This is a genomic window from Lapillicoccus sp. (assembly GCF_036559105.1).
GTDB lineage: Bacteria > Actinomycetota > Actinomycetes > Actinomycetales > Dermatophilaceae > Lapillicoccus.
On the sequence record NZ_DATBTV010000162.1, the window covers coordinates 1 to 19177 of the forward strand.

The window sequence follows — 19177 nt, forward strand, 5'->3', positions numbered from 1 at the left end:
CGACGGGCCGACCGTGGTTCTCCTGCACGGCTGGCCCGACTCGTTCCTCCGGTTCGACAAGGTGCTGCCGCTGCTCACGGACCTCGACGTCGTCGTGCCGTGCCGGCTCGGCCACCCAGGCCCTGCCGACCGAACCGCCCGCATGTCGACGTTCGACATGGCCGACCTGGTCGCCGACGCGCTGGCCGAGCTGGGGATCGAGCGCTACGTCGTCTCCGGTGGCGATATCGGCAGCTCGGTCGCGGAGCATCTCGCCGCGTCACACGCCGACCCCGTGTCCGCCCTCCACCTCACTGACGTCCCCTACTCGCACCTCTTCGCCGTCGACGCGAGCGAACTCTCGCAGCCCGAGCGCGACTACCGCGATGCCGGCCGCACCTGGCAGATTGCGGAGCGGGCCTACGCCGTCGAGCAGGCGACCAAACCGCGTACCCTCGCCGCCGCGCTCGGCGACTCGCCGGTCGGGCTGCTCGCCTGGGTCCTCGAGAAGCTCCGGTCCTGGAGCGACTCCGGCGGCGACGTGGAGTCGGTCTACTCCCGCAACGAGCTGCTCACCTGGGTGACGCTCTACTGGTTCAGCGGTCCGATCGGGACGTCGTTCGCGCCGTACTCCGAGAACACCGGCGCCGCCCCGGCCACGACCGTGCCGACCGGGGATCACGATGTTCCCCGGCGACCCCGTCCCCGCACCGCGCGAGTTCGCCGAACGCGTCGTCGACGACCGCGACTGGAAGGTCGAGCCCGACGGCGGTCACTTCGGCGCGTGGGAACGGCCGGAGGCGTATGCGGCGGGGCTGCGCCGGGCGGTGGCCCTCGCCCCCGCCTGACCTTTGGATCGACGCCCCGGCCCTCAGGCGTGGGTCGAGTGCACGACCCGGCAGACAACGGGCGCGAACGAGGCGATCGCGGCGGCGCCGCCCATGTGCTGAGTGGCCCGCGGATCGCGTTGCATGGCCTCGAAGTCCGCGGCCGTGGCCCACTGCGCGTAGTTGACGACGTGTCGGCCGTCGTCGCTCCGGTGGATGTTGGCCGACACGAACCCGGGCAGCTGCCGCATCACCTCGTCGGTCGCCTGCACCAGAAGGTCGACGAGCTCCTGCTGCCGTTCGGGCTCCGCGGTGAAGACGTTGACCAGGGTCATGACGTCCTGGTCGGGGCTGATCGTCGTGGTCATCGGGTGATCGTCGCAGCGCGGACCGACACGGAGGGCCAGCCGCCCGCGCGGCCCTCAGGGGCGTGAGGCAGGGTGGACGGCGTGACCGAGGACGTCGAGCGCCGAGCCGCCGCGCCCTCGACCGCTGCCGAGGAGGCCGACTGGGTCCCGGACCCGCGGCGCTGGCGGATCCTCTCGGTGTCGCTGGTCGTCGGCTTCATGTCGCTGCTCGACGTCTCCATCGTCAACGTGGCGGTCCCCTCGATGCAGCAGGGGCTGGACGCGTCGGCCAGCGCGATCCAGTGGGTGGTCTCGGGCTACCTGCTGGCCTTCGGCCTGACCCTCGTCGCCGGCGGGCGCCTCGGCGACGCCTACGGACGCCGCCGGATGATGCTCATCGGGCTCACCGGCTTCATCGTCTCCAGTGCCGCCGTCGGGTTCGCCCCGAACGTGGCCCTGGTCATCGTCGCCCGGCTGGTCCAGGGCGCGATGGCCGGCCTGCTCACCCCACAGAACTCCGGACTCGTCCAGGACCTGTTCCGTGGGTCCGAGCGAGCCCGCGCGTTCGGCGTCTTCGGGGCGACGGTCTCGGTGTCGTCGGCCGCCGGACCGGTCATCGGCGGACTCATCATCGCGGCCGCCGGCCCCGACAACGGGTGGCGGTACCTGTTCCTCGTCAACGTCCCCATCGGTCTCGTGGCGATGCTCGGCGTCGCGCGTCTCGTCCCGGCCCGGCTGCCCACGACCGAGCGGGTAGACAACCGCATCGACGTGGTCGGTGCCCTCCTCCTCGGAGTCACGGTGCTGTGCCTGCTCTACCCCGTCGTCAGTGTCGAGGGCGGGCACCGGTGGACCCTCCTCGTCCTCGTCGGGGTGCCGGTCTTCGCGTGGGTGTTCGTCCGATGGGAACGGCGGCTCCGGGAGGCGGGCCGGCCGCCCCTCCTGGACGTAGGCCTGCTGCGCGGTCTGCCCGGCTACACGAACGGTCTGCTCGTCGGCTCCACGTACTTCGCCGGCTACACCGGCATCCTGCTCGTGCTCTCGGTCTACCTGCAGACCGGACTCGGGTATGCGCCGCTGCAGGCCGGGTTCCTCCTCATGCCGTTCGCCCTGGGGTCCGCGATCGCCGCCCCGCTCTCCGGGCGCATCGTGCCGAGGTTCGGGCGGCGCCTGACCGTGATCGCGCTGGCCGTGACGATGTCGGGGGTCGGTCTCATGGCGCTCTTCGTCGCCGGTCACGACCCGAGCGGGTTGGCCTGGGTGGCCGCGCCGGTGATGTTCCTCACCGGGTTCGGCGGCGGCGCCGTCGTCTCGCCCAACCTCACCCTCACCCTCGCGGACGTCCCGCCGCGGATGGGCGGCGCGGCGGGTGGGGCCCTCCAGACCGGCCAGCGGATCGGCTCGGCCATCGGCGCGGCCGTCCTGATGACCGTCTACCAGGCCACGCTGGCAACCGGCGCGGGGACGGCGCTGCGGATCACGTTGAGCACGGCCTTCGTGGTTCTCGGCGTGGCGCTGGTCATGTCGGTCCGCGCGTACCGGCACGACGACGGCGTGTTCGACACCGAGGTCAGCCCTTCGTCGACCCCAGGGTGAGCCCGGCGACGAACTGCTTCTGCAACGCGAAGAAGATGATCAGCGTGGGCAGCGCGACGACGATCGCGCCGGCCGCGACGAGGTTGTTGTCGGTGAAGAACTGGCCGCGGAGGTTGTTCAGCGAGCTGGTCACCGGGAACTTGTCACCGGACTGGAGGAGCACGGTGGCCCAGAAGAACTCGTTGTACACCCAGGTGACCTGGAGGGTGGCCAGTGCCGCCAGGGCCGGCCGGCAGAGGGGCAGCGTCAGCTGGAAGAACTGCCGCATCACGCTCGCGCCGTCCACTACGGCCGACTCGTACATCTCGCGGGGCAGCGTCTTCATGTAGTTGCTGAGGACGAAGGCGCAGAAGCCGGTCTGGAACGCGACGTTGACCGCGATCAGGCCCCAGTAGCTGTTGAGCAGCGTCCCGGACTCGCTGAACCAGTACGGCACCTGGATCGCCCGGAACATCCGGTAGACCGGGATGAGCAGCGCCTGCGGCGGCAGGAGGTTCGCGGCCGTGAAGAAGCCGAGGAGCACGAGGTTGAAGCGGAACGAGAACCGAGCCACCACGAAGGCGACGCAGCAGGAAAGGAACAGCGTCAGGACGACCGCCGGGATGGTGACGATCGCCGAGTTGAGCAGGGTGCGCCCGAAGTCGGCCTGCTCCCAGGAGTCGACGTAGTTCTGGAAGGTCCAGCCGCCGAGCGACACGTACCCGTTCTGGGCGGTGTAGGCGTAGTCGCGGAAGGAGTTGAGCAAGGCCCAGAGCACCGGGAACAGCCACAGCAGGCTCACCACGATGAGGAAGACCTGCATACCGACGCGACCGGCGCGGCCGCTCGCCGAGGCCGAGGCCACGGGGATGCGGCTGGCGCGGGTGCCGGTCGTCGTGGTCATCGCTGCTCCCTCATCACGATGCGCAGATAGACGGCGATGAGAACCGTCGAGATGATGAGCATGAACGTCGCCAGGGCCGACCCGAAGCCGATCCGGCTCGCCTCACCGACCACGTTGCTCGTCACCAGGGTGGCAATGAGCTCCAACCCGTTGCGACCCTTGTTGATGACCCAGACCAGGTCGAAGGCGCGCAACGACTCGATGAAGGTGATGACCAGGACGATGATGTTGATCGGGGCCATCACCGGGAACACGACGCGGAAGAACGTCTGCCGCTCGGTGGCGCCGTCGACCTTCGCGGCCTCGCGCAGGGTCGGGTCGACGCCCTTGAGCCCGGCCAGGTAGAGCAGCATGACGTACCCGGTGTGCTTCCACGTCGTCGCCACCAGTGCCGCCCAGAGGTTGTACTTCGGGTCGCCGTACCAGTCGATGGTCCACCCGGTGACCGCGTTGATCAGGCCCTGGTCCTTGCTGTAGATCAGCTGCCAGATGAAGCCGACCAAGGCGAGCGACAGGACCACCGGGAGGTAGATCGCCGTCTGGTAGACGCGGGAGAACCGGATCTCCCGGTCCAGCAGCACGGCGAAGAAGATCCCGAGCGGGGTCGCGACGAAGAACAGGACCACCAGCCAGATGAGGTTGTGCTGCACCGCCGGCCAGAACGGCGGATAGATGCTGACGACGTCGGAGTAGTTCTTCAGGCCGATGAACTTCGCCGAGCTGACGTCGCCGACACCGTCCCAGTTGGTGAAGGAGAGCAGCACCGACGCCACGGCAGGGAACCAGACGAGCCACACGAGCAGGAGGGTCGGGATCGCCACCATGAGGATCACGACCACCCGGTCGAGGCCACCGAGCTGGTCGATGCCCCGGTAGCGGCGCCGGCTGGTCTTCTTGCTACCGGGGGGCGCGGTCGGCTGCGCGTTCGCGATGGCCATCAGGTCAGCTGGTGAAGATACTCAGCTTCTGCTGCTGGATGTTCTTCACCAACCCGTCGATGTCGTCGGGCGTCTTGATGAAGCTCTGCAGCGCGGGGATCATCACGGTCGACGCGAAGTCGGGACGCGTGTCGCGATCGAGGAACTGGGCGATCGACTTGGCGGACTTGACGAACTCCACCGACTTCTTCTGCAGAGGGGTGTACGCCGACTGGTCGGCCTTGTCGTTAGTGGCCACCACGCTCGGGTCCGCCTTGACCGCGATGTTCTGGGCGTCCGGGCTGCCGAGGTAGGTCAACAGCTTCTTGGCGCCGTCCTCGTTCTTCGGCCGCTTGGCCATCATCCAGCCGTCGATCGGCGCCTCGATGGCGTCCGTGCCGATCGTCGAGTCGACCTCCGGGAAGGTGAAGAAGTCGAGGTCGTCCTGCTCGGCACCCTTGGTGAACTGCTGCGCGACGAAGGCGCCCAGCAGGTACATGCCGGACTTCTTCTGCTGCAGCGACTGGGCGGCCTCCTGCCAGGTACGACCGAGCGAGTCGGTCTGGTGGATGGGCAGCAGGCCCTTCCAGGTGTCGAAGACCTTCTTGACCTTGTCGCCGCTCCAGTCCTCCTTGCCGGCCATCAGGCTGACGTGGAAGTCATAGCCGTTGATCCGCAGGTTGAGCTGGTCGAACGTGCCCATGGCGGGCCAGCCGTCCTTGTCGGCGAAGGCCAGCGGGATGAGACCGTCCGCCTGCATCTTGGTGCCCAGCGTCTTGAGCTCGTCGAGGGTCTTCGGCGGCGTGTAGCCCTTCTCGGACCAGAGGCTCTTCCGGTAGAAGATCGCCCACGGGTAGTAGGTGGACGGGACGAAGTACTGCTTGCCGTCGTCGCCGGTCGACGCCTTCTTGAGCGCGTCGGACATCCCGCTGAGGTTGCCCCAGACGTCGGAGATGTCACCGGCGAGGTCCTTGGAGGCGAAGAACCGCATGCGGTAGCCGCTGAACCACGTGAAGACGTCGTCGGGCTGGCCCTGGAGGTAGGTGTTGATGTTCTCCTGGAAGGTGTTGTGGTCGATGGTGTTGATCTTCACCGTGAGGCCGCTGTTGGCCTTGGTGAAGGCGTCCATGACCTGCTGCACGCCGGCCTTGGGCACCGCGTCGGACTGGTTCGACCCCACCGTCACCGTGCCACCACCACCGCCACCGCCGCCGGTGGCGCTGCCGCTGCTCCCGCTGGACGAGCTGCAGGACGCGAGCAGCGGCGGCGTGGCGAGCAGCGCGCTCGCGCCCAGCGCCCCCCGCAGGAGCGTCCGGCGCGACATCCCGCTAGCCGAGGTCGGGACCATGCGGGCGAGGTACTCGGCCTCGGTGGAGGGACGGGCCATGACGTGGGGCTCCTTCGACGGTGAACGAGTGATGGGGCGCCAGCGTCTCGCGCACAAAGCGACAGGAACGACCAGAAACCCTCAGTGCCGACACTGAGGATGAACCCGCGTTTGCACCCTGTCAAGTAGCGCGACGGAACCCCTCGGGGCGAGTCCAGGCTCGGATCCGTTGTTTCATAACGATTTCTGCACGATCGGCGTGTCGGACGGTACGGCGCTCCCTCGGATCGCCGCATGTTGGTTTCTGTTGACTTTCTCCTGCAGTCCCTAACAAGATGACCGGCATGCGACGGTGGCCCGAGGATCGGTTGGCGTTCGGTGGCGACTACAACCCCGAGCAGTGGCCTCGCGAGACCTGGACCGAGGACGTCGACCTGATGGCGCGCGCCGGGGTCTCGTTCGTCACCCTGGGCGTCTTCTCGTGGTCCTGGCTCGAGCCGGCCAAGGGTGAGTACGAGTTCGGCTGGCTCGACGACGTGATGGACCGGATGGCCGACGCCGACATCGCCGTGGACCTGGCCACCGGCACGGCCACCCCGCCCCCCTGGTTCTCCCACGCGTACCCGCAGTCGCTGCCGGTCGACCATGACGGCCACACGCTCTGGCCCGGCAGCCGGCAGGCCTGGTGTCCCACGGCCGCGCCCTACCGCGAGCACGCCCTCGCCCTCACGACCCAGCTCGCCACGAGGTACCACGACCATCCCGCTCTGGCGTTGTGGCACGTCTCGAACGAGTACGCCTGCCACAACATCCCGTGCTACTGCGACACCTGCGCGGGTGCCTTCCGCGTCTGGCTGCGCGAACGGTACGAGCGCCTCGACCGTCTGAACGACGCGTGGGGGACGGCGTTCTGGAGCCAGCGGTACACCGACTGGGCCCAGGTGCTCCCGCCGCGGCGGACCACCACGTTCGCCAACCCGACGCACCAGCTGGACTACTCGCGCTTCCAGTCGGACGCACTCCTCGTCTTCTTCCTCGCGGAGAAGGCGGTGCTCACCCGCCTGTCCCCCGACGTCCCGGTCACGACGAACTTCATGACCATGACGAGGTTCCGGCACCTCGACTACCACCAGTGGGCACCCCATCAGGACGTCGTCAGCACCGACCACTACGTCGTCGACAGCCTCACCCATCCGCGGGCCGAGCTCGCGTTCAGCGCGGACCTGACCCGCGGGCTGGCCGGTGGCGACCCGTGGATGCTGATGGAGCACTCGACGTCGGCGGTCAACTGGCAGCCGGTCAACCGCGCCAAGGCGCCCGGGCAGACGATCCGCGACAGCCTCGCCCACGTCGCTCGCGGCGCCGACACGATCGGCTTCTTCCAGTGGCGCCAGTCGCAGGCCGGATCGGAGAAGTTCCACTCCGCACTGGTGCCCCACGCGGGCCCGGACTCGGCGCGGTTCCGGGAGGTCTGCCGGCTCGGCGAGATCGCCCGGCGGCTGGGCGAGGTGCGCGGTAGCCGCGTGGAGTCCCGGGTCGCCCTGCTCTGGGACTACCAGGCCGCGTGGGCCGTCGGTGGGCCCGCGATGCCGTCGGCCCGGCTCGACTACGCGTTCGTCGCCGAAACGGTGCATCGGCTGCTGCGCGCACGGGGGGTGACGGTCGACGTCGTGCACCCGAGCGCCCCCCTCGACGCATACGGACTGGTCGTGGTCCCCACGCTCTACCTCGTCACCGACGTGGACGCCGCCCACCTCGCCGACGCGGCCGAAAGTGGTGCACAGGTCCTGGTGACGTTCTTCTCCGGGATCGCCGACCAGGACGACCACGTTCGGCTCGGGGGCTACCCCGGGGCCTTCCGCGACCTCCTCGGCATCCGGGTCGAAGAGCTCTTCCCGCTCAGCAGCGACGAGACGGCGCGTCTCGGCAGCGGTGGCGAGGCGACGCTCTGGACCGAGGACCTCACGGCCACGACGGCGACGGTGCTCGACCGGTATGCGTCGGGCCCGCTCACCGGGCGACCCGCGGTAACCCGGCACGACGTCGGCGCCGGAAGCGCGTGGTACCTCTCCACCATGCCGGACGACGCGTCGCTCGATGCGGTGCTCGGCGACCTGCTGGACGCCGCCGGCGTGCTGCCGGTCCTGCCAGGACTCCCGGTCGGTGTGGAGGCGGTTCGGCGTCGGTCCCCGGACTCCAGCTGGCTGTTCCTCGCCAACGACACCGAGGAAAGCCACGAGGTCGACATCGCCGGACACGACCTGGTGACCGCCCGCGACGTCGATCGTCTACACCTGGCTCCCGGCGAGGTCGCCGTGGTCCGCGAGCGGTGAGCGCCGTGCTGGCCAGCCAACGCCAGAGCCGGATCCTGGCCCTGCTTGACGACTCGGGAGCGGTCCGGGTCTCGGACCTCGTCGACGAGCTCGGTGTCTCCGACATGACGGTGCGGCGCGACATCGAGCTGCTCGCCCGCGAGGGCAGGGTCGAGCGGGTGCACGGCGGTGCGATCTCGGTGGGCCGCGCCAGCGCCCACGAGCCGGGCTTCCTCGCGAAGTCGTCGCTGATGACCCGGCAGAAGCGGGCCATCGCGGAATACGCCGCAACCCTGGTCGAACCCGGGTCGGCCGTGGCCATCTCGGCGGGCACGACGACCTACGAGCTGGCCCGTCAGCTGCGCTTCGTCCCGGACATCACGGTGGTGACGAACTCGGTACCCGTCGCGCAGCTGCTGCACGAGTCGCATACGCCGGGCCAGATCGTCGTGCTGACCGGGGGCACCCGTACTCCTTCGGACGCGCTGGTCGGCCCGGTGGCGGTGCAGGCGCTGCACTCGCTCCATGTGGACCGCCTCTTCCTCGGCGCCCACGGGGTCGACCTCGAGGCGGGCCTGACCACACCCAACATCGTCGAAGCCGAGACGAACCGGGCTCTCGTCGCCGCGGCCCGGCAGGTCTGTATCCTGGCCGACCACACCAAATGGGGGGTCGTGGGACTGAGCACGTTCATCGGTCTCGAGGACGTCGACCTGCTCATCACCGACACCGGGATCTCTAGCCGGGCACGTCCTGCTCTGAAGAAGTCGGTGACGCAGCTCGTCGTCGTGCGACCGAGTTGAGCCACCCCACGACGTTCTCCCGACGAGGCCCCGGGCGGGCGGGGAGTGGGCCGTCGCCCGCCCGGGGTGTTCAGGGGCTCGCGCCGGCGAGCCGTCCGGTCAGGGCAGGTCGACCGGGCGCAGGACAGCGGTGATGCCGTGCGCGATCTGCTTGTTGCCCTTGTTGATGTCGAGCGCGAACGGGTTCAGGTAGGGGTTCGCGTCGTTGGTGTCCTGGTCGACGAGCTTGACCAGACCCAGCCACTTGACCACGACGTCAACCGTGATGGTGGGGCCCAGGGCCGTCGTGAGCTTCGCCCCGTCGGCGTTGACCGCGTCCTTCGACGTGATGGTGGCGCCGGGGATGACGTGGTAGAGCAGCACGGCCTCGACCGTGTCGATGCCCAGGCCGGCAACGGCGTTGAACACGTCTTGCTCGCTCGCGACGTACTTGCGGCTCAGCTGGCGGACAAGGTCGCGGAAGGCGAAGTCCGGCGGCAGGAACGCCGTCAACGCGACGTCGCCCTTGGTCAGCAGGTTGACGGGGCTGTCCGGCTTCGCCTTGAGGACCGCGAGCACCGCCTGGGTGACGATGTCGTAGTCGAACGGGTTGTTGTCGAACTGGCCGTTGCCGTTCGCGGTCAGGACGGCGGCCAGGCTCCGGGTTCCGGTGGCTGCGGCTGGGGCGGCCGAGGCGGCCGACGGCGCGGCCATGAGGATGGCGGCCCCCGCCGCGACGGAGAGGGCGATCGAGCGACGCAGCTTCATCAAAATCCTCCGATGGTTGGTCTCCCGCCGAGCGTCATCGGACGGCGGTCCGCCCTCCTTTCCTCGACCGGCCGGTGCGGGGATGCACCCGGCGGCAACGAATGTGCCGCCGCGCCGAGGAACGCATACCCGCTTCACAGCCGGCGGTCGGACAATCGCGCTATGACGACCACCGAGTCCCTGTCGAGCTCTGCCGCAGTGGACACGCCGCGGGCCAGCCGGTACGGCAAGCAGCTGGCGTCGCACCTCGGGCGTCGTCTGGTGACGGAGTGGGACGAGCACCTCGCCACCGGACTCGTCGTCTTCGACGGTGGGCGGTGCGAGCTGCACGCCACGCCGGAGCGGCTGGTCCTGCACGTCGAGCTCAAGCCGGGTACCAACCCCCTTGTGGCCGCGGCCCGCCTTGACCTCATCGAGGACGTCGTCGGTCGCCATCTGGTCCGGTTCGGCGCGCACGACGAGCTGGTCGTCCGCTGGGTCCGACCGGACGGCACGGCGGGCCGCGAGTACACCTATACCGACGACCGGCCCGAAGGCCACCAGATGCCGCGCTGAGCCCCGGTCTCGGGACTCAACCCGGTACGCGCAGCGACGTCACCGCGCGAACGACCCCCGCCCGTGGTCCCCGGTCCGGGTGACGACGACGCCGACCTGGTCGGCGAGCAGGACGGCCACTCGCAGCTGCTCCGCGGACGGCCGGCGCACCTTCGTTGCCGTCGTGAGGACGAACGCCCCGACGTTCCGCCCTCCGTGGCGGACCGGGAGCAGGATCTCCTCGTCGGTCGGCAGACCGTTCCGGTCCACATCCAGTACTCGCTCGCCGCTGCGGACCCGACCGTCCGGCTGGACGACGGCCCGCAGGTGCGGCGCCACGGGGGCGTACCGGCAGCCGTCCAGCCCGAGCAGACCGGTCAGCTCGGAGGTGACGAGGGCGACCAGGTCACCGGGGTCGTCGTCCCGCGCGGCGACCTTCTCCGCGGCGCTGAGGACACCGTCGAGGTAGCCGAGCCGGCGGCTCGACCCGGCCTGCTGGCGGCGTCCCCACAGGGCCAGCTCCGTCACCGCCACACCGACCGCGAACAGGAGCACCAGCGCCTCGACGTCGTCGGGGTTCGTCACGGCCAGGGTGCCGTATGGCTGGGTGAGGAACAGGTCGAAGAACACTCCCGCGGACAGCGCCGCGACGAGGCCGCACAACCGGTCTCCGGTCGAGGCCGCCGCGACGACGAGGAGCGCCAGGACCAGCACGCCGGCAGCGGTGCTCACCTGCTCCCGGACCACGCTCAGCAGTGCCGCGACGCCCAGCGGGACGACGGCGCTCGCGACGACCAGCCACGGACGGTGGCGGCTCTGTCGGATGTTCATGTCTCCAGGGAAACACCGCGCCGAGGTGCTGGGGGCGGCCCTGACGGGATCTTGACGCCGGTTAGCGTGGAGGCGTGCCAGCGGCCGGGACGGACCTCGCCACGCTCCAGCTCCGGTTCGCGGACTTCGCGGCCAGCTACGCGGAGCTTCCGCTCTACAGCGCGGTATGCCGCGCGGTCGCTCGGGACGACGAGTGCGCGGGCCTGCTCCAGGCAGCGGCACCCGGCCAGGACCGTCCGGTCCTCTGGCTGGCCGCGCTTCACGACCTGGTGCTGCGGCAGCCAGACGTGCCCGCGGCCCGGTGGTACGCCAGCGTCGTGGGCCGCGACCGTGTCCCATTCGGTGACCCGTGGACGGACGTCCGGCGGACGGTGCTCGCGCACGCGGACGAGCTTCGAGCGGTCATCGGCTCGCGGACCACCCAGACCAACGAGGTCAACCGGTCGGTCTACCTCGCCCCCTCACTCGCTCTCGCGTGCAGGGACCAGCCCGACCGACCCGTCGTCCTCGTCGAGCTGGGTGCCAGCGCCGGCTTGCTCCTGCAGGTCGACCGCTACCGCATCGAGCTGGACGGGGGTCGCGGGCGAGTCGTCCTCGGCGACCCGACGTCGACGGTTCGCTGCGCCGGCCGGGACCGCTCCCACCGTCCGGTCGGCGACCCCGCTGAACCGCTCGAGCTGCCGACGGTGGCCGGCCGACGCGGGATCGACCGCCACCCCGTCGACCTCGACGACACCGACGCGGTCCGCTGGTTGGAGGCCTGCCTCTGGCCGGATGTGCCGGGTCGGGTCGAGCGATTCCGTTCTGCCGTCAGCCTGCTCGCTGGGACGACGAGCCCAGTCGTACGGGGGGACATGGTCGACGACCTGCCCCCACTCATGGCCGAGGCCGCTCGCGCGGCGACCGCCGACGCGCACCTCGTGGTCTTCAGCTCGTGGGCCCTGACCTATCTCGACCGGGGTCGCCGTCCCGAGGTGGCGGACATCCTCGCCGTCGCCGCCCGGGAGGGGAGACCGGTGACCTGGCTGACCGCCGAACCGCCCCACTGCACCCCGGGCATCGAGGCTCCCGAGGAGCAACCGGAAGACGTCGGCCAGACCACCGTCCTGGCCACGCGGTCGTGGCGTCGGGGGTCCGAGCAGCCGCCGCGCGTCCTCGGAGCCGCTCACCCGCACGGCGAGTGGGTCGACCTCGCCTCGTAGTCGCTGGTGGCCTCCGGCCCCGCGTTCGAGGTGGGCAGGCGCTCCCCGGAGCTGACCCGACCGCGCCAACGCCTCGGTGACCTGACCCCGGACTTGACCGAAGCCCGTGAGCGATGCTCGCGGGCTTCGAACCGGTGGAGGACCCAGGAGTCGCACCTGGCAAGGCACCTCAAGTGTGCATCCCCCGTGGAATGCTGACGTTAACGCAACCGATGCGTCGCGACAAGGCGATCTGGTGAAGTCGCGTGAATCACTTCCGACCTCCGCGACAGGGTGGCCGCTGGGGTGTGGAATCACGCCATGAAGGCCGACGACATCCGCCGGGTTTACCTCGAGTACATGACCGAAACCGGCCATGTGGTGATCCCCCGCGCGCCCCTGATCCCCCACGACGACCCCTCTACGCTCTTCACCGGGAGCGGGATGCAGCCGCTGGTGCCGTACCTGCTCGGGGCCGACCACCCCGCGGGGACCCGCGTCGCCGACAGCCAGACCTGCCTGCGCGTCCAGGACATCGACGAGGTCGGCGACAACCGGCATACGACCTTCTTCGAGATGCTCGGCAACTGGAGCCTCGGCGACTACTTCAAGCAGGAGCAGCTGCCGCAGGTGTGGACCTTCCTCACCGAGAAGGTCGGGCTGGACCCCAACCGGATCTACGTCTCCTGCTTCGTCGGCGACCCGGCGCACGGCATCCCGAAGGACACCGAGTCGGCCGAGATCTGGACGCGGCTGTTCACCGAGGCCGGCGTCAGCGCCGACCAGGCTGAGGTCGACACCGAGGAGCACGCCGCCGAGGTGGGCACCAACGGAGCCCGAATCGCCTTCTACGGCAAGAAGAACTGGTGGTGCCGCGGCGGCGACGCCGAGTCGATGCCGGTCGGCGAGCCGGGCGGTCCCGACAGCGAGCTGTTCTACCTCTACCCCGAGGTCGAGCACGACCCGGCCTGGGGAGCGAACTGCCACCAGAACTGCGACTGCGGCCGATTCCTCGAGATCGGCAACTCCGTGTTCATGGAGTACCAGCGCACCGAGACCGGGTTCGCACCACTCCCCCGCAAGAACGTCGACTACGGCGGCGGTCTCGCTCGCATCGCGGCCGCGTCGATCGGTACGGCCGACGTCTTCAAGATCAACCTGCTCTGGCCGATCATCGAGAAGCTGCAGGACCTCTCCGGCAAGACGTACGAGGACCAGACCGTCGCGATGCGCGTCATCGCCGACCACCTGCGCGGCGCGACGTTCCTCGCGGTCGACGGCGTCCGGCCGAGCAACAAGGCCCAGGGCTACGTTATGCGCCGGCTCATCCGGCGGGCGATCCGGTATGCGTTCGAACTCGGGCTCGAGGAGAACTTCTTCCCGCAGATCATCCCGACGATCGCCGGCATCTACGAGGCGCACTATCCGGAGGTCCGCGAGCACGCTGCGTTCGTCGAGGCGGTGTTGTCCAAGGAGGAGCAGTCGTTCCGCCGGACCCTTCGCAAGGGCATCAAGCAGCTCAAGGGCTACCGCAAGACCGGGGTCACGGGCGTGGAGCTGTTCGTGCTCTCCGACACCTTCGGGTTCCCGGTCGAGCTGAGCACCGAAGAAGCGCAACGGGCCGGGATCGCCGTGAGCGAGTCCTGGCGCGAGGAGTTCGACGCGCAGATGGCGGCGCAGCGGGCTCGCTCACAGCAGGCGACGAAGGCTGCAAGCTAGGCGGAGACGAGCATTCCGGTGACCCCGTCGACGGCGCGGCGCGCGTCGAGCGGCATACCGTGAAGGATCGCGGACGCCCGCGTGGACTGCCACGGCATGCCGACGAAGCGGATCGCCGGATCGTCGGCGGCCGCGCCGCTGCGGTCGAGGACGGGGAAACCGTAGGCGTCCCGGCCCACCTCGGGCAGGTAGGCGTAGTCGCCGCCGAACCCGGTGCACCAGATCACCGTGGTGATCCCCGCACGGTCCAGGTCGAGCGTCGGCCGTTCCGGGGCGTCCACCGGCCCCCGACCGTCGTCCGGCTCCGGCGGGGGGGCCTCGATGCCCGCAGCGGCGATGTAGTCGTCGGCCACCTTCTCGAGCGTGACCGCGACCTGGTCCCCGAAGGCCACGAACTCGTTCACATCACCGGCGAACGCGAGCCTGCTGCCATCGACCTCGGCCAGCCGGCCCACGAGGTTGACTCCCATCCGCCCGAGCTTCGGGATACCCAGGTCGCGACCGTCGGACGCGATGAGCGGTGTTGCGGTGCGCATCGCTGCCGGGTCGGGCAGCGCCTCGGGTGGCGTGGCCCACCACCCGGCGTCGACGTGCCAGTCGAGGAGGGCGCGGCCGCGGTACTGGGCGCGGTACCGCCCGATCCGACTCGTCGACCACCACACCTGGCGGCCACCGAGGACGAGGTCCTCGGCGATCTGTCCACCCGACTGTCCGCCGCCGACGACCATCACGCCGCCGTCGGGCAGTGCGGCCGGGTTCCGGTAGTCGTCGGCGTCGATCGACGTGAGGTGGGGGGCGAGGTTCACCGCGGCGGCTGGTCGCAGCGGGACGTTCTTGGGCCCGCTCGCGATGACGAGGGTCCGCGCCTCGAGCTCCTCGTCGCGGGTGGAGACCTGCAGGACGTCGCCGACCCGACGGACGGCCGTCACGGCGGTGCCGGTCCGGACCGGCAGCCGCTCGGCGCGGCGAGTGAGCAGCTCCACGGTCTCGTCCCGCGACGAGTACTCGTGGGGACCGACCGCGCCGAGCAGGACGTTCATCGACCCGGGAGTGTTGAGCCGGAACGCGTCCCACCGTTGGGTGGCCCACGTGTTGCCGACCACCCCGCGCTCGAGCACGGCGTGCTCGACGCCCGCCTCCGCGAGCGCGTGGCTGGCGGTCACACCGGCCGCCCCCGCTCCCACCACAACGCAGTCGTAGATCACCGCCCCAGCATCCCGCACGCACTCGGTCCGCGCCGGGGATCAGCGGGCCACGCGCCCGCTCCTAGCCGGATCGCGGGCGACGGCCGCCCGTGCCACGCTGGGTGGATGCCGAAGACCACGAAGACCGGCAGCGCGAAGAAGAGTGAGCTGCCGAGCACGCTGCAACGTTCGGGGCGCAAGGCGCAGCAGACGTTCGCCGAGACGTTCGACTCGGCGATGGACCAGTACGACGACGAGCGCCGTTCGTACCAGACCGCGTTCGCGTCGCTGAAGCACACCCACGAGAAGGTCGGCGACCACTGGGAGCCCAAGGACGAGTACGGCCCGTCCGACGCGCACGCGGCGGCCGCCAACCCCAGGGAGTCCAGCGCTCCCACCGCGGGCGGCGTCGACGCGAACTCGACAAAGAAGCACCTGTACGAGCTCGCGACCCGACTGAAGGTCAAGGGCCGCTCACGGATGACCAAGGCAGAGCTGGTCGACGCGCTGCAGAAGGCGAACGACCGGGCGTCCGCGCAGGCCCGGTCCTGAACCGGAGGTGACCCGGGCCGGACCACGCCGCGACTAGCGGACTCCCCGCGCCTGGCGGGCCGCCGCGACCTTTCGCTGCCGCTCACGTCGCATCCGGGCGTGCGGGTCCTCGCTGTCGCCCAGCTGGGCCGGGCCGAAGACGTGCAGGCCGAGGTAACGGATCCGGTAACCGACCCGGTAACCGAGGGACAGACCCTCCGAGTCCGACCTAGCCACGGTGCTCACGCTTCCTTCGTGTCCTTATCATTAGGGTACTAACTATACCGCATCCGTGACTACCATGACCACGTGACCCCCGTCGCACCCATGCCCGCCACCCCTGCTTCCGACGATCTGCTCGCTCTCGACCGGCAGGTCTGCTTCGCCCTCGCTGTGGCCTCGCGGAACGTCATCGGCCTCTACCGTCCGCTGCTGGAGCCGATGGGACTTACGCACCCGCAGTACCTCGTCATGCTCGCCCTCTGGGAGGAGAGCCCGCTCACGGTCGCTGAGCTGGGGCGTCGGCTCAGCCTCGAACCAGCCACCCTCTCCCCGCTCCTCAAGCGCCTGGAGACCGGTGGCATGGTCACTCGGGAACGCGACCCGCGCGACGTCCGCGCGCTGGCCGTCTCGCTGACCGCGAAGGGGCGCCGGACCCGGGCCAAGGCCGAGCGCATACCCCCGGCCATCGTCGCCCGCCTGGGCATGAGCCTTCGCGAGCTGGAGGAGCTGCGCGACGGGCTGACCCGGGTCATCGACGCCAGTCGGGACGAGCGAGTCAGTCCCGAGCCGGGAGGGTGGTGACGACGCCGCTGGTGTCATCGGTGGGGTACCGCACGTCGTATCGGTGCTCGGCGCGCAGCTGCACGTCGTCCCATCGCCCCGTGCGCGGGGTGCGGTAGTTGAACCACACCGTCGCCCCGTCCGGCGCGTCCACGACGATCCGGGAGATCGCCTCGTCGTCGGGGTGGTGGAAGATGTCGCCGTTCGTCGAGACGAGGTAGTGCCGCGCGGGTACGGCCCGCACGAAGGCCTGGCTGACGTTCGCGCGGCTCCCGTGATGCGGCACCTTTCACGGCGTCGACCGTCACCGCGTCCACGCCGCGCTCCTGGGCCAGGGCGGTGAGCCCGGCGGTGAGGACGGACGCGAACGCGTCGGCCGCAAGCAGCACACTGGCCCTCCGGTGCTCGAGCAGCAGAGCGATGCTGCTGCCGTTGGGCGCTGACCCGTCGGCACTCGACCGCTGCTCGGACAACGGCGCTAACTCCGTCAGTGGTGACGGTGTGTCGAGCTCGCGGTCACGCTCTTCCAGCCCGGCCGCCGCCTCGAGAGTGTGGCGCCACTTCCGCCCGAGGGTGGTGAGTCGCTTGGTGGTCGGCGAGAGGACGGTGACGACGGGGCCGTCAGGGACCGTGAGACGCACGAGGCCCCCCGGGTCGCCCACGTCGATGGCCGCGTCGCCGAACGCCGAGTTCCACGGCAGCGCGCGTTGGCCGTCAGACCCCAGGATCGCGGTACCGACCGCCTCCCCCTGTGTGACGCTGCGGTCCCGCTCCCGCACCGGAGCCGGCAGGTGCGGGGCACCGCTGAACCAGACGTCGCGGACCATCGACCGGGCCACGTCATCGCCGAGCAGCGGCACCATCCCGCCGATGTGGTCGCTGTCGATGTGCGTCACCACGGCGACGTCGACGTGCTGGTCGTTGTCCGCCAACCCGGTCAACCGTTCCCGCACGAGCGGCCAGGTGTCAGGCGGTCCTCCTCGACCAGCAGCCGCCAAGGATCTCCGCGCCGACGCAGGCACTCGACGAGGATGCAGTCGCCCATCCGCGCCGGAAGCACCCCGATGCGGATCGCGTCGGCGGGCACCGGGCCTCCCTTCGTCGCCGGTCTGGTCACATCCCAACGAAAACCGGAGGCCCGTGGCAGCACTTTCGCCGTATGTCGGGGTGAGGCGGGGAGTGGTACCTCACTCGGCCCGGCGAAGTCGGAACATGGGGAAGACGCGCGACGTCTTCGCCTCGTAGCTCGCGAAGCCGGGGCGCTGTTCGACCAGCCGGCGCCACAGATCGTCACGCGCGGGACCGGTCTCCTCGACGGCCTCGACCGGGAAGGAGTCCGTACCGACCTCGACGGTGATCCGCGGGTTCGCCCGGAGGTTGTGGCACCAGTCGGGGTTCGTCGGCGCCCCACCCTTGGTCGCCGCGATCACCATGTCGTCGCCGTCCGGCAGGTAGACCAGCGGGCTGACCCGTTCGGTGCCCGACTTCGCACCCACGTGATGGATGAGGATCATCGGTGCGCCCGCGAAGTAGCCGCCGACCTTGCCGTCGTTCGCGCGGAACTCCTCGATGATTCCGTCGTTCCAACCACCTGCTGCGTTCGCCACTGGATCTCCCTCGTTCGACTGTTGTCTGACATGCGCAACACCGGCGGCGCCCGGGCTCTTCCGCTGCCTACTCTGTCGTCCATGCGGACCCACGGCACCGTCCGGACGGCGGACGGCACCGAGGTGGCCTACCAGCTGGACGGGACAGGTCCGCCCCTGCTGCTGCTCGCCGGCCAGGCGAACAACCACCACTGGTGGGACGCCGTCCGCGCGGACCTCCTCGCCTACCAGACCCTCAGCCTCGACTGGCGCGGGACGGGCGACAGCGAGGACGGGCCTGCGGACTTCACCACCCGGACGCTGGCCGCGGACGTGGTGGCCCTCCTGGACCAGCTGGGCATCGAGACCCTCGATGTCTACGGGACGTCGATGGGTGGCCGCGTCGCACAGTGGCTCGCGGTCGACCATCCGGACCGGGTGCGGCGACTCGTCCTCGGCTGCACGACGCCGGGAGGGCCACGCGCTGTCGAGCGCAGCCAGGACGTCCGCCGTCGCCTGGCGGTCGCCGACCCGGCGGCGGTCCGTGAGGCCGTCGCCGAGCTCATGTACACGCCGGGCTGGCGCGCCACGCACCCCGGGCCGTACGCCACGCTCGGCGACCCGGCCATCTCGCCGGTGAGCGCCCGGCGCCACCTCCGGGCGAGCGCCCGGCACGACGCCAACGACGTCCTTGCCCGGATCGCGGCCCCGACGCTGGTCCTGCACGGCACCGACGACGAGTTCGCACCGGTGGTCAACGCCCGACTCATCGCGGACGGCATCCCGGACGCCACGCTGCGGTTGTTCGAGGGTGCGCGGCACGCGTACTTCGAGGAGTGCCGGCCCGAGGCTTCACCGGTCGTGCTGGAGTTCCTGGCCGCCGGCTGAGACGTCGCCCGAGCGGGTTGCCGCCGGACGCCGGGAGCGCGAGGGTGGACCCATGGAAACCCGCAGGCTCGGACGTCTCGGCCACGACAGCTCAGTGCTCATCTACGGGGCGGCCGCACTCAGCGACGTGACCCAGGACGTCGCCGACCGGTCGATCCAGGAGGCCCTGGACGGCGGCATCAACCACCTGGACGTCGCCGCG

General features: G+C 70.1%; 21 protein-coding genes and 1 pseudogene. 11 read left to right on the plus strand and 11 right to left on the minus strand.

Annotated elements, in window-relative coordinates; translation table 11 throughout:
- Positions 1–61 precede the first annotated feature (61 nt).
- Together VIG79_RS19925 and VIG79_RS19105 are read left to right on the plus strand one after the other, a co-directional pair.
- Positions 62–274: pseudogene (locus VIG79_RS19925) on the plus strand (alpha/beta fold hydrolase); the annotation flags it as partial.
- A 388-nt stretch (positions 275–662) separates the two neighbouring features.
- Positions 663–827, plus strand: coding sequence for a hypothetical protein (locus tag VIG79_RS19105; protein ID WP_331888567.1), 165 nt, complete (start codon positions 663–665; stop codon positions 825–827).
- A 23-nt stretch (positions 828–850) separates the two neighbouring features.
- Here the strand turns inward: VIG79_RS19105 and VIG79_RS19110 are convergent, their stop codons facing one another.
- Positions 851–1174, minus strand: a complete 324-nt coding sequence (locus tag VIG79_RS19110; protein WP_331888569.1) for an antibiotic biosynthesis monooxygenase family protein — start codon at positions 1172–1174, stop codon at positions 851–853.
- An 81-nt stretch (positions 1175–1255) separates the two neighbouring features.
- On the opposite strand from VIG79_RS19110, the gene VIG79_RS19115 reads away from it, so the two are divergent.
- On the plus strand, positions 1256–2749 hold the full coding sequence (locus tag VIG79_RS19115; protein ID WP_331888571.1) for an MFS transporter: 1494 nt from the start codon (positions 1256–1258) through the stop codon (positions 2747–2749).
- On the opposite strand, the gene VIG79_RS19120 is transcribed toward VIG79_RS19115, so the two are convergent.
- From VIG79_RS19120 to VIG79_RS19130, 3 genes are read right to left on the minus strand one after another with little or no spacing between them, the layout of a single operon-like run.
- On the minus strand, positions 2724–3632 hold the full coding sequence (locus VIG79_RS19120) for a carbohydrate ABC transporter permease (RefSeq protein ID WP_331888573.1): 909 nt from the start codon (positions 3630–3632) through the stop codon (positions 2724–2726). The genes VIG79_RS19115 and VIG79_RS19120 overlap by 26 nt on opposite strands.
- On the minus strand, positions 3629–4570 hold the full coding sequence (locus VIG79_RS19125) for a sugar ABC transporter permease (RefSeq protein ID WP_331888575.1): 942 nt from the start codon (positions 4568–4570) through the stop codon (positions 3629–3631). The genes VIG79_RS19120 and VIG79_RS19125 overlap by 4 nt, the downstream gene beginning before the upstream one ends.
- Before the next feature lie 4 nt (positions 4571–4574).
- Positions 4575–5936: an ABC transporter substrate-binding protein gene (locus VIG79_RS19130; protein ID WP_331888577.1), complete on the minus strand. Its 1362-nt coding sequence runs from the start codon at positions 5934–5936 to the stop codon at positions 4575–4577.
- A 284-nt stretch (positions 5937–6220) separates the two neighbouring features.
- Between VIG79_RS19130 and VIG79_RS19135 the strand changes: the two genes are divergently transcribed.
- Entirely contained in the window at positions 6221–8209 is a 1989-nt protein-coding gene (locus VIG79_RS19135; protein WP_331888579.1) for a beta-galactosidase, read from the plus strand.
- The gene (locus tag VIG79_RS19140; RefSeq protein ID WP_414672658.1) at positions 8206–8991 is read left to right on the plus strand and encodes a DeoR/GlpR family DNA-binding transcription regulator; all 786 of its coding nucleotides are present in this window, start codon (positions 8206–8208) and stop codon (positions 8989–8991) included. The genes VIG79_RS19135 and VIG79_RS19140 overlap by 4 nt, the downstream gene beginning before the upstream one ends.
- A 99-nt stretch (positions 8992–9090) precedes the next feature.
- On the opposite strand, the gene VIG79_RS19145 is transcribed toward VIG79_RS19140, so the two are convergent.
- Positions 9091–9738, minus strand: coding sequence for a fasciclin domain-containing protein (locus VIG79_RS19145; RefSeq protein WP_331888581.1), 648 nt, complete (start codon positions 9736–9738; stop codon positions 9091–9093).
- Positions 9739–9900: 162 nt separating this feature from the next.
- Here VIG79_RS19145 and VIG79_RS19150 point away from each other — a divergent pair, with 162 nt between their 5' ends.
- A complete protein-coding gene (locus VIG79_RS19150; protein ID WP_331888583.1) occupies positions 9901–10293 on the plus strand; it encodes a DUF2218 domain-containing protein in 393 nt (130 codons plus the stop codon).
- 39 nt (positions 10294–10332) lie between these two features.
- Here the strand turns inward: VIG79_RS19150 and VIG79_RS19155 are convergent, their stop codons facing one another.
- On the minus strand, positions 10333–11103 hold the full coding sequence (locus tag VIG79_RS19155; protein WP_331888585.1) for a DUF4118 domain-containing protein: 771 nt from the start codon (positions 11101–11103) through the stop codon (positions 10333–10335).
- Between the two features lie 74 nt (positions 11104–11177).
- On the opposite strand from VIG79_RS19155, the gene VIG79_RS19160 reads away from it, so the two are divergent.
- Together VIG79_RS19160 and VIG79_RS19165 are read left to right on the plus strand one after the other, a co-directional pair.
- Positions 11178–12305, plus strand: coding sequence for a DUF2332 domain-containing protein (locus VIG79_RS19160; RefSeq protein WP_331888587.1), 1128 nt, complete (start codon positions 11178–11180; stop codon positions 12303–12305).
- Between the two features lie 300 nt (positions 12306–12605).
- A complete protein-coding gene (locus tag VIG79_RS19165; protein WP_331888589.1) occupies positions 12606–14003 on the plus strand; it encodes an alanine--tRNA ligase-related protein in 1398 nt (465 codons plus the stop codon).
- Here VIG79_RS19165 and VIG79_RS19170 read toward each other — a convergent pair.
- On the minus strand, positions 14000–15208 hold the full coding sequence (locus VIG79_RS19170) for an NAD(P)-binding domain-containing protein (protein ID WP_331888591.1): 1209 nt from the start codon (positions 15206–15208) through the stop codon (positions 14000–14002). The two genes, VIG79_RS19165 and VIG79_RS19170, sit on opposite strands and share 4 nt — an antisense overlap.
- A gap of 105 nt (positions 15209–15313) precedes the next feature.
- Between VIG79_RS19170 and VIG79_RS19175 the strand changes: the two genes are divergently transcribed.
- Positions 15314–15739, plus strand: a complete 426-nt coding sequence (locus VIG79_RS19175; RefSeq protein ID WP_331888593.1) for a ChaB family protein — start codon at positions 15314–15316, stop codon at positions 15737–15739.
- A gap of 33 nt (positions 15740–15772) precedes the next feature.
- Here VIG79_RS19175 and VIG79_RS19180 read toward each other — a convergent pair whose 3' ends face one another.
- The gene (locus VIG79_RS19180) at positions 15773–15955 is read right to left on the minus strand and encodes a hypothetical protein (RefSeq protein ID WP_331888595.1); all 183 of its coding nucleotides are present in this window, start codon (positions 15953–15955) and stop codon (positions 15773–15775) included.
- Positions 15956–16045: 90 nt separating this feature from the next.
- Between VIG79_RS19180 and VIG79_RS19185 the strand changes: the two genes are divergently transcribed.
- Positions 16046–16522, plus strand: a complete 477-nt coding sequence (locus VIG79_RS19185; protein ID WP_331888607.1) for a MarR family transcriptional regulator — start codon at positions 16046–16048, stop codon at positions 16520–16522.
- On the opposite strand, the gene VIG79_RS19190 is transcribed toward VIG79_RS19185, so the two are convergent.
- The 3 genes from VIG79_RS19190 to VIG79_RS19200 all read right to left on the minus strand — a co-directional run bounded on the left by VIG79_RS19190 (position 16497) and on the right by VIG79_RS19200 (position 18108).
- Complete coding sequence (locus tag VIG79_RS19190; protein ID WP_331888597.1) at positions 16497–16787, minus strand: hypothetical protein; 291 nt, start codon at positions 16785–16787, stop codon at positions 16497–16499. The genes VIG79_RS19185 and VIG79_RS19190 overlap by 26 nt on opposite strands.
- Before the next feature lie 651 nt (positions 16788–17438).
- A complete protein-coding gene (locus VIG79_RS19195; protein ID WP_331888599.1) occupies positions 17439–17588 on the minus strand; it encodes a hypothetical protein in 150 nt (49 codons plus the stop codon).
- Between the two features lie 100 nt (positions 17589–17688).
- Positions 17689–18108 (minus strand): nitroreductase family deazaflavin-dependent oxidoreductase, encoded by a 420-nt coding sequence (locus tag VIG79_RS19200; RefSeq protein ID WP_331888601.1) that lies wholly within the window; start codon positions 18106–18108, stop codon positions 17689–17691.
- A gap of 81 nt (positions 18109–18189) precedes the next feature.
- Between VIG79_RS19200 and VIG79_RS19205 the strand changes: the two genes are divergently transcribed.
- A complete protein-coding gene (locus VIG79_RS19205; RefSeq protein ID WP_331888603.1) occupies positions 18190–18975 on the plus strand; it encodes an alpha/beta fold hydrolase in 786 nt (261 codons plus the stop codon).
- Positions 18976–19177 lie beyond the last annotated feature (202 nt).

Excerpts from the sequence above, each read along its gene's own strand:
- VIG79_RS19105 (WP_331888567.1), top strand. The coding sequence starts at position 663 with ATGTTCCCCGGCGACCCCGTCCCCGCACCGCGCGAGTTCGCCGAACGC.
- VIG79_RS19110 (WP_331888569.1), bottom strand. The coding sequence starts at position 1,174 with ATGACCACGACGATCAGCCCCGACCAGGACGTCATGACCCTGGTCAAC.
- VIG79_RS19120 (WP_331888573.1), bottom strand. The coding sequence starts at position 3,632 with ATGACCACGACGACCGGCACCCGCGCCAGCCGCATCCCCGTGGCCTCG.
- VIG79_RS19125 (WP_331888575.1), bottom strand. The coding sequence starts at position 4,570 with ATGGCCATCGCGAACGCGCAGCCGACCGCGCCCCCCGGTAGCAAGAAG.
- VIG79_RS19130 (WP_331888577.1), bottom strand. The coding sequence starts at position 5,936 with ATGGCCCGTCCCTCCACCGAGGCCGAGTACCTCGCCCGCATGGTCCCG.
- VIG79_RS19135 (WP_331888579.1), top strand. The coding sequence starts at position 6,221 with ATGCGACGGTGGCCCGAGGATCGGTTGGCGTTCGGTGGCGACTACAAC.
- VIG79_RS19145 (WP_331888581.1), bottom strand. The coding sequence starts at position 9,738 with ATGAAGCTGCGTCGCTCGATCGCCCTCTCCGTCGCGGCGGGGGCCGCC.
- VIG79_RS19150 (WP_331888583.1), top strand. The coding sequence starts at position 9,901 with ATGACGACCACCGAGTCCCTGTCGAGCTCTGCCGCAGTGGACACGCCG.
- VIG79_RS19155 (WP_331888585.1), bottom strand. The coding sequence starts at position 11,103 with ATGAACATCCGACAGAGCCGCCACCGTCCGTGGCTGGTCGTCGCGAGC.
- VIG79_RS19165 (WP_331888589.1), top strand. The coding sequence starts at position 12,606 with ATGAAGGCCGACGACATCCGCCGGGTTTACCTCGAGTACATGACCGAA.
- VIG79_RS19175 (WP_331888593.1), top strand. The coding sequence starts at position 15,314 with ATGCCGAAGACCACGAAGACCGGCAGCGCGAAGAAGAGTGAGCTGCCG.
- VIG79_RS19185 (WP_331888607.1), top strand. The coding sequence starts at position 16,046 with ATGCCCGCCACCCCTGCTTCCGACGATCTGCTCGCTCTCGACCGGCAG.
- VIG79_RS19205 (WP_331888603.1), top strand. The coding sequence starts at position 18,190 with ATGCGGACCCACGGCACCGTCCGGACGGCGGACGGCACCGAGGTGGCC.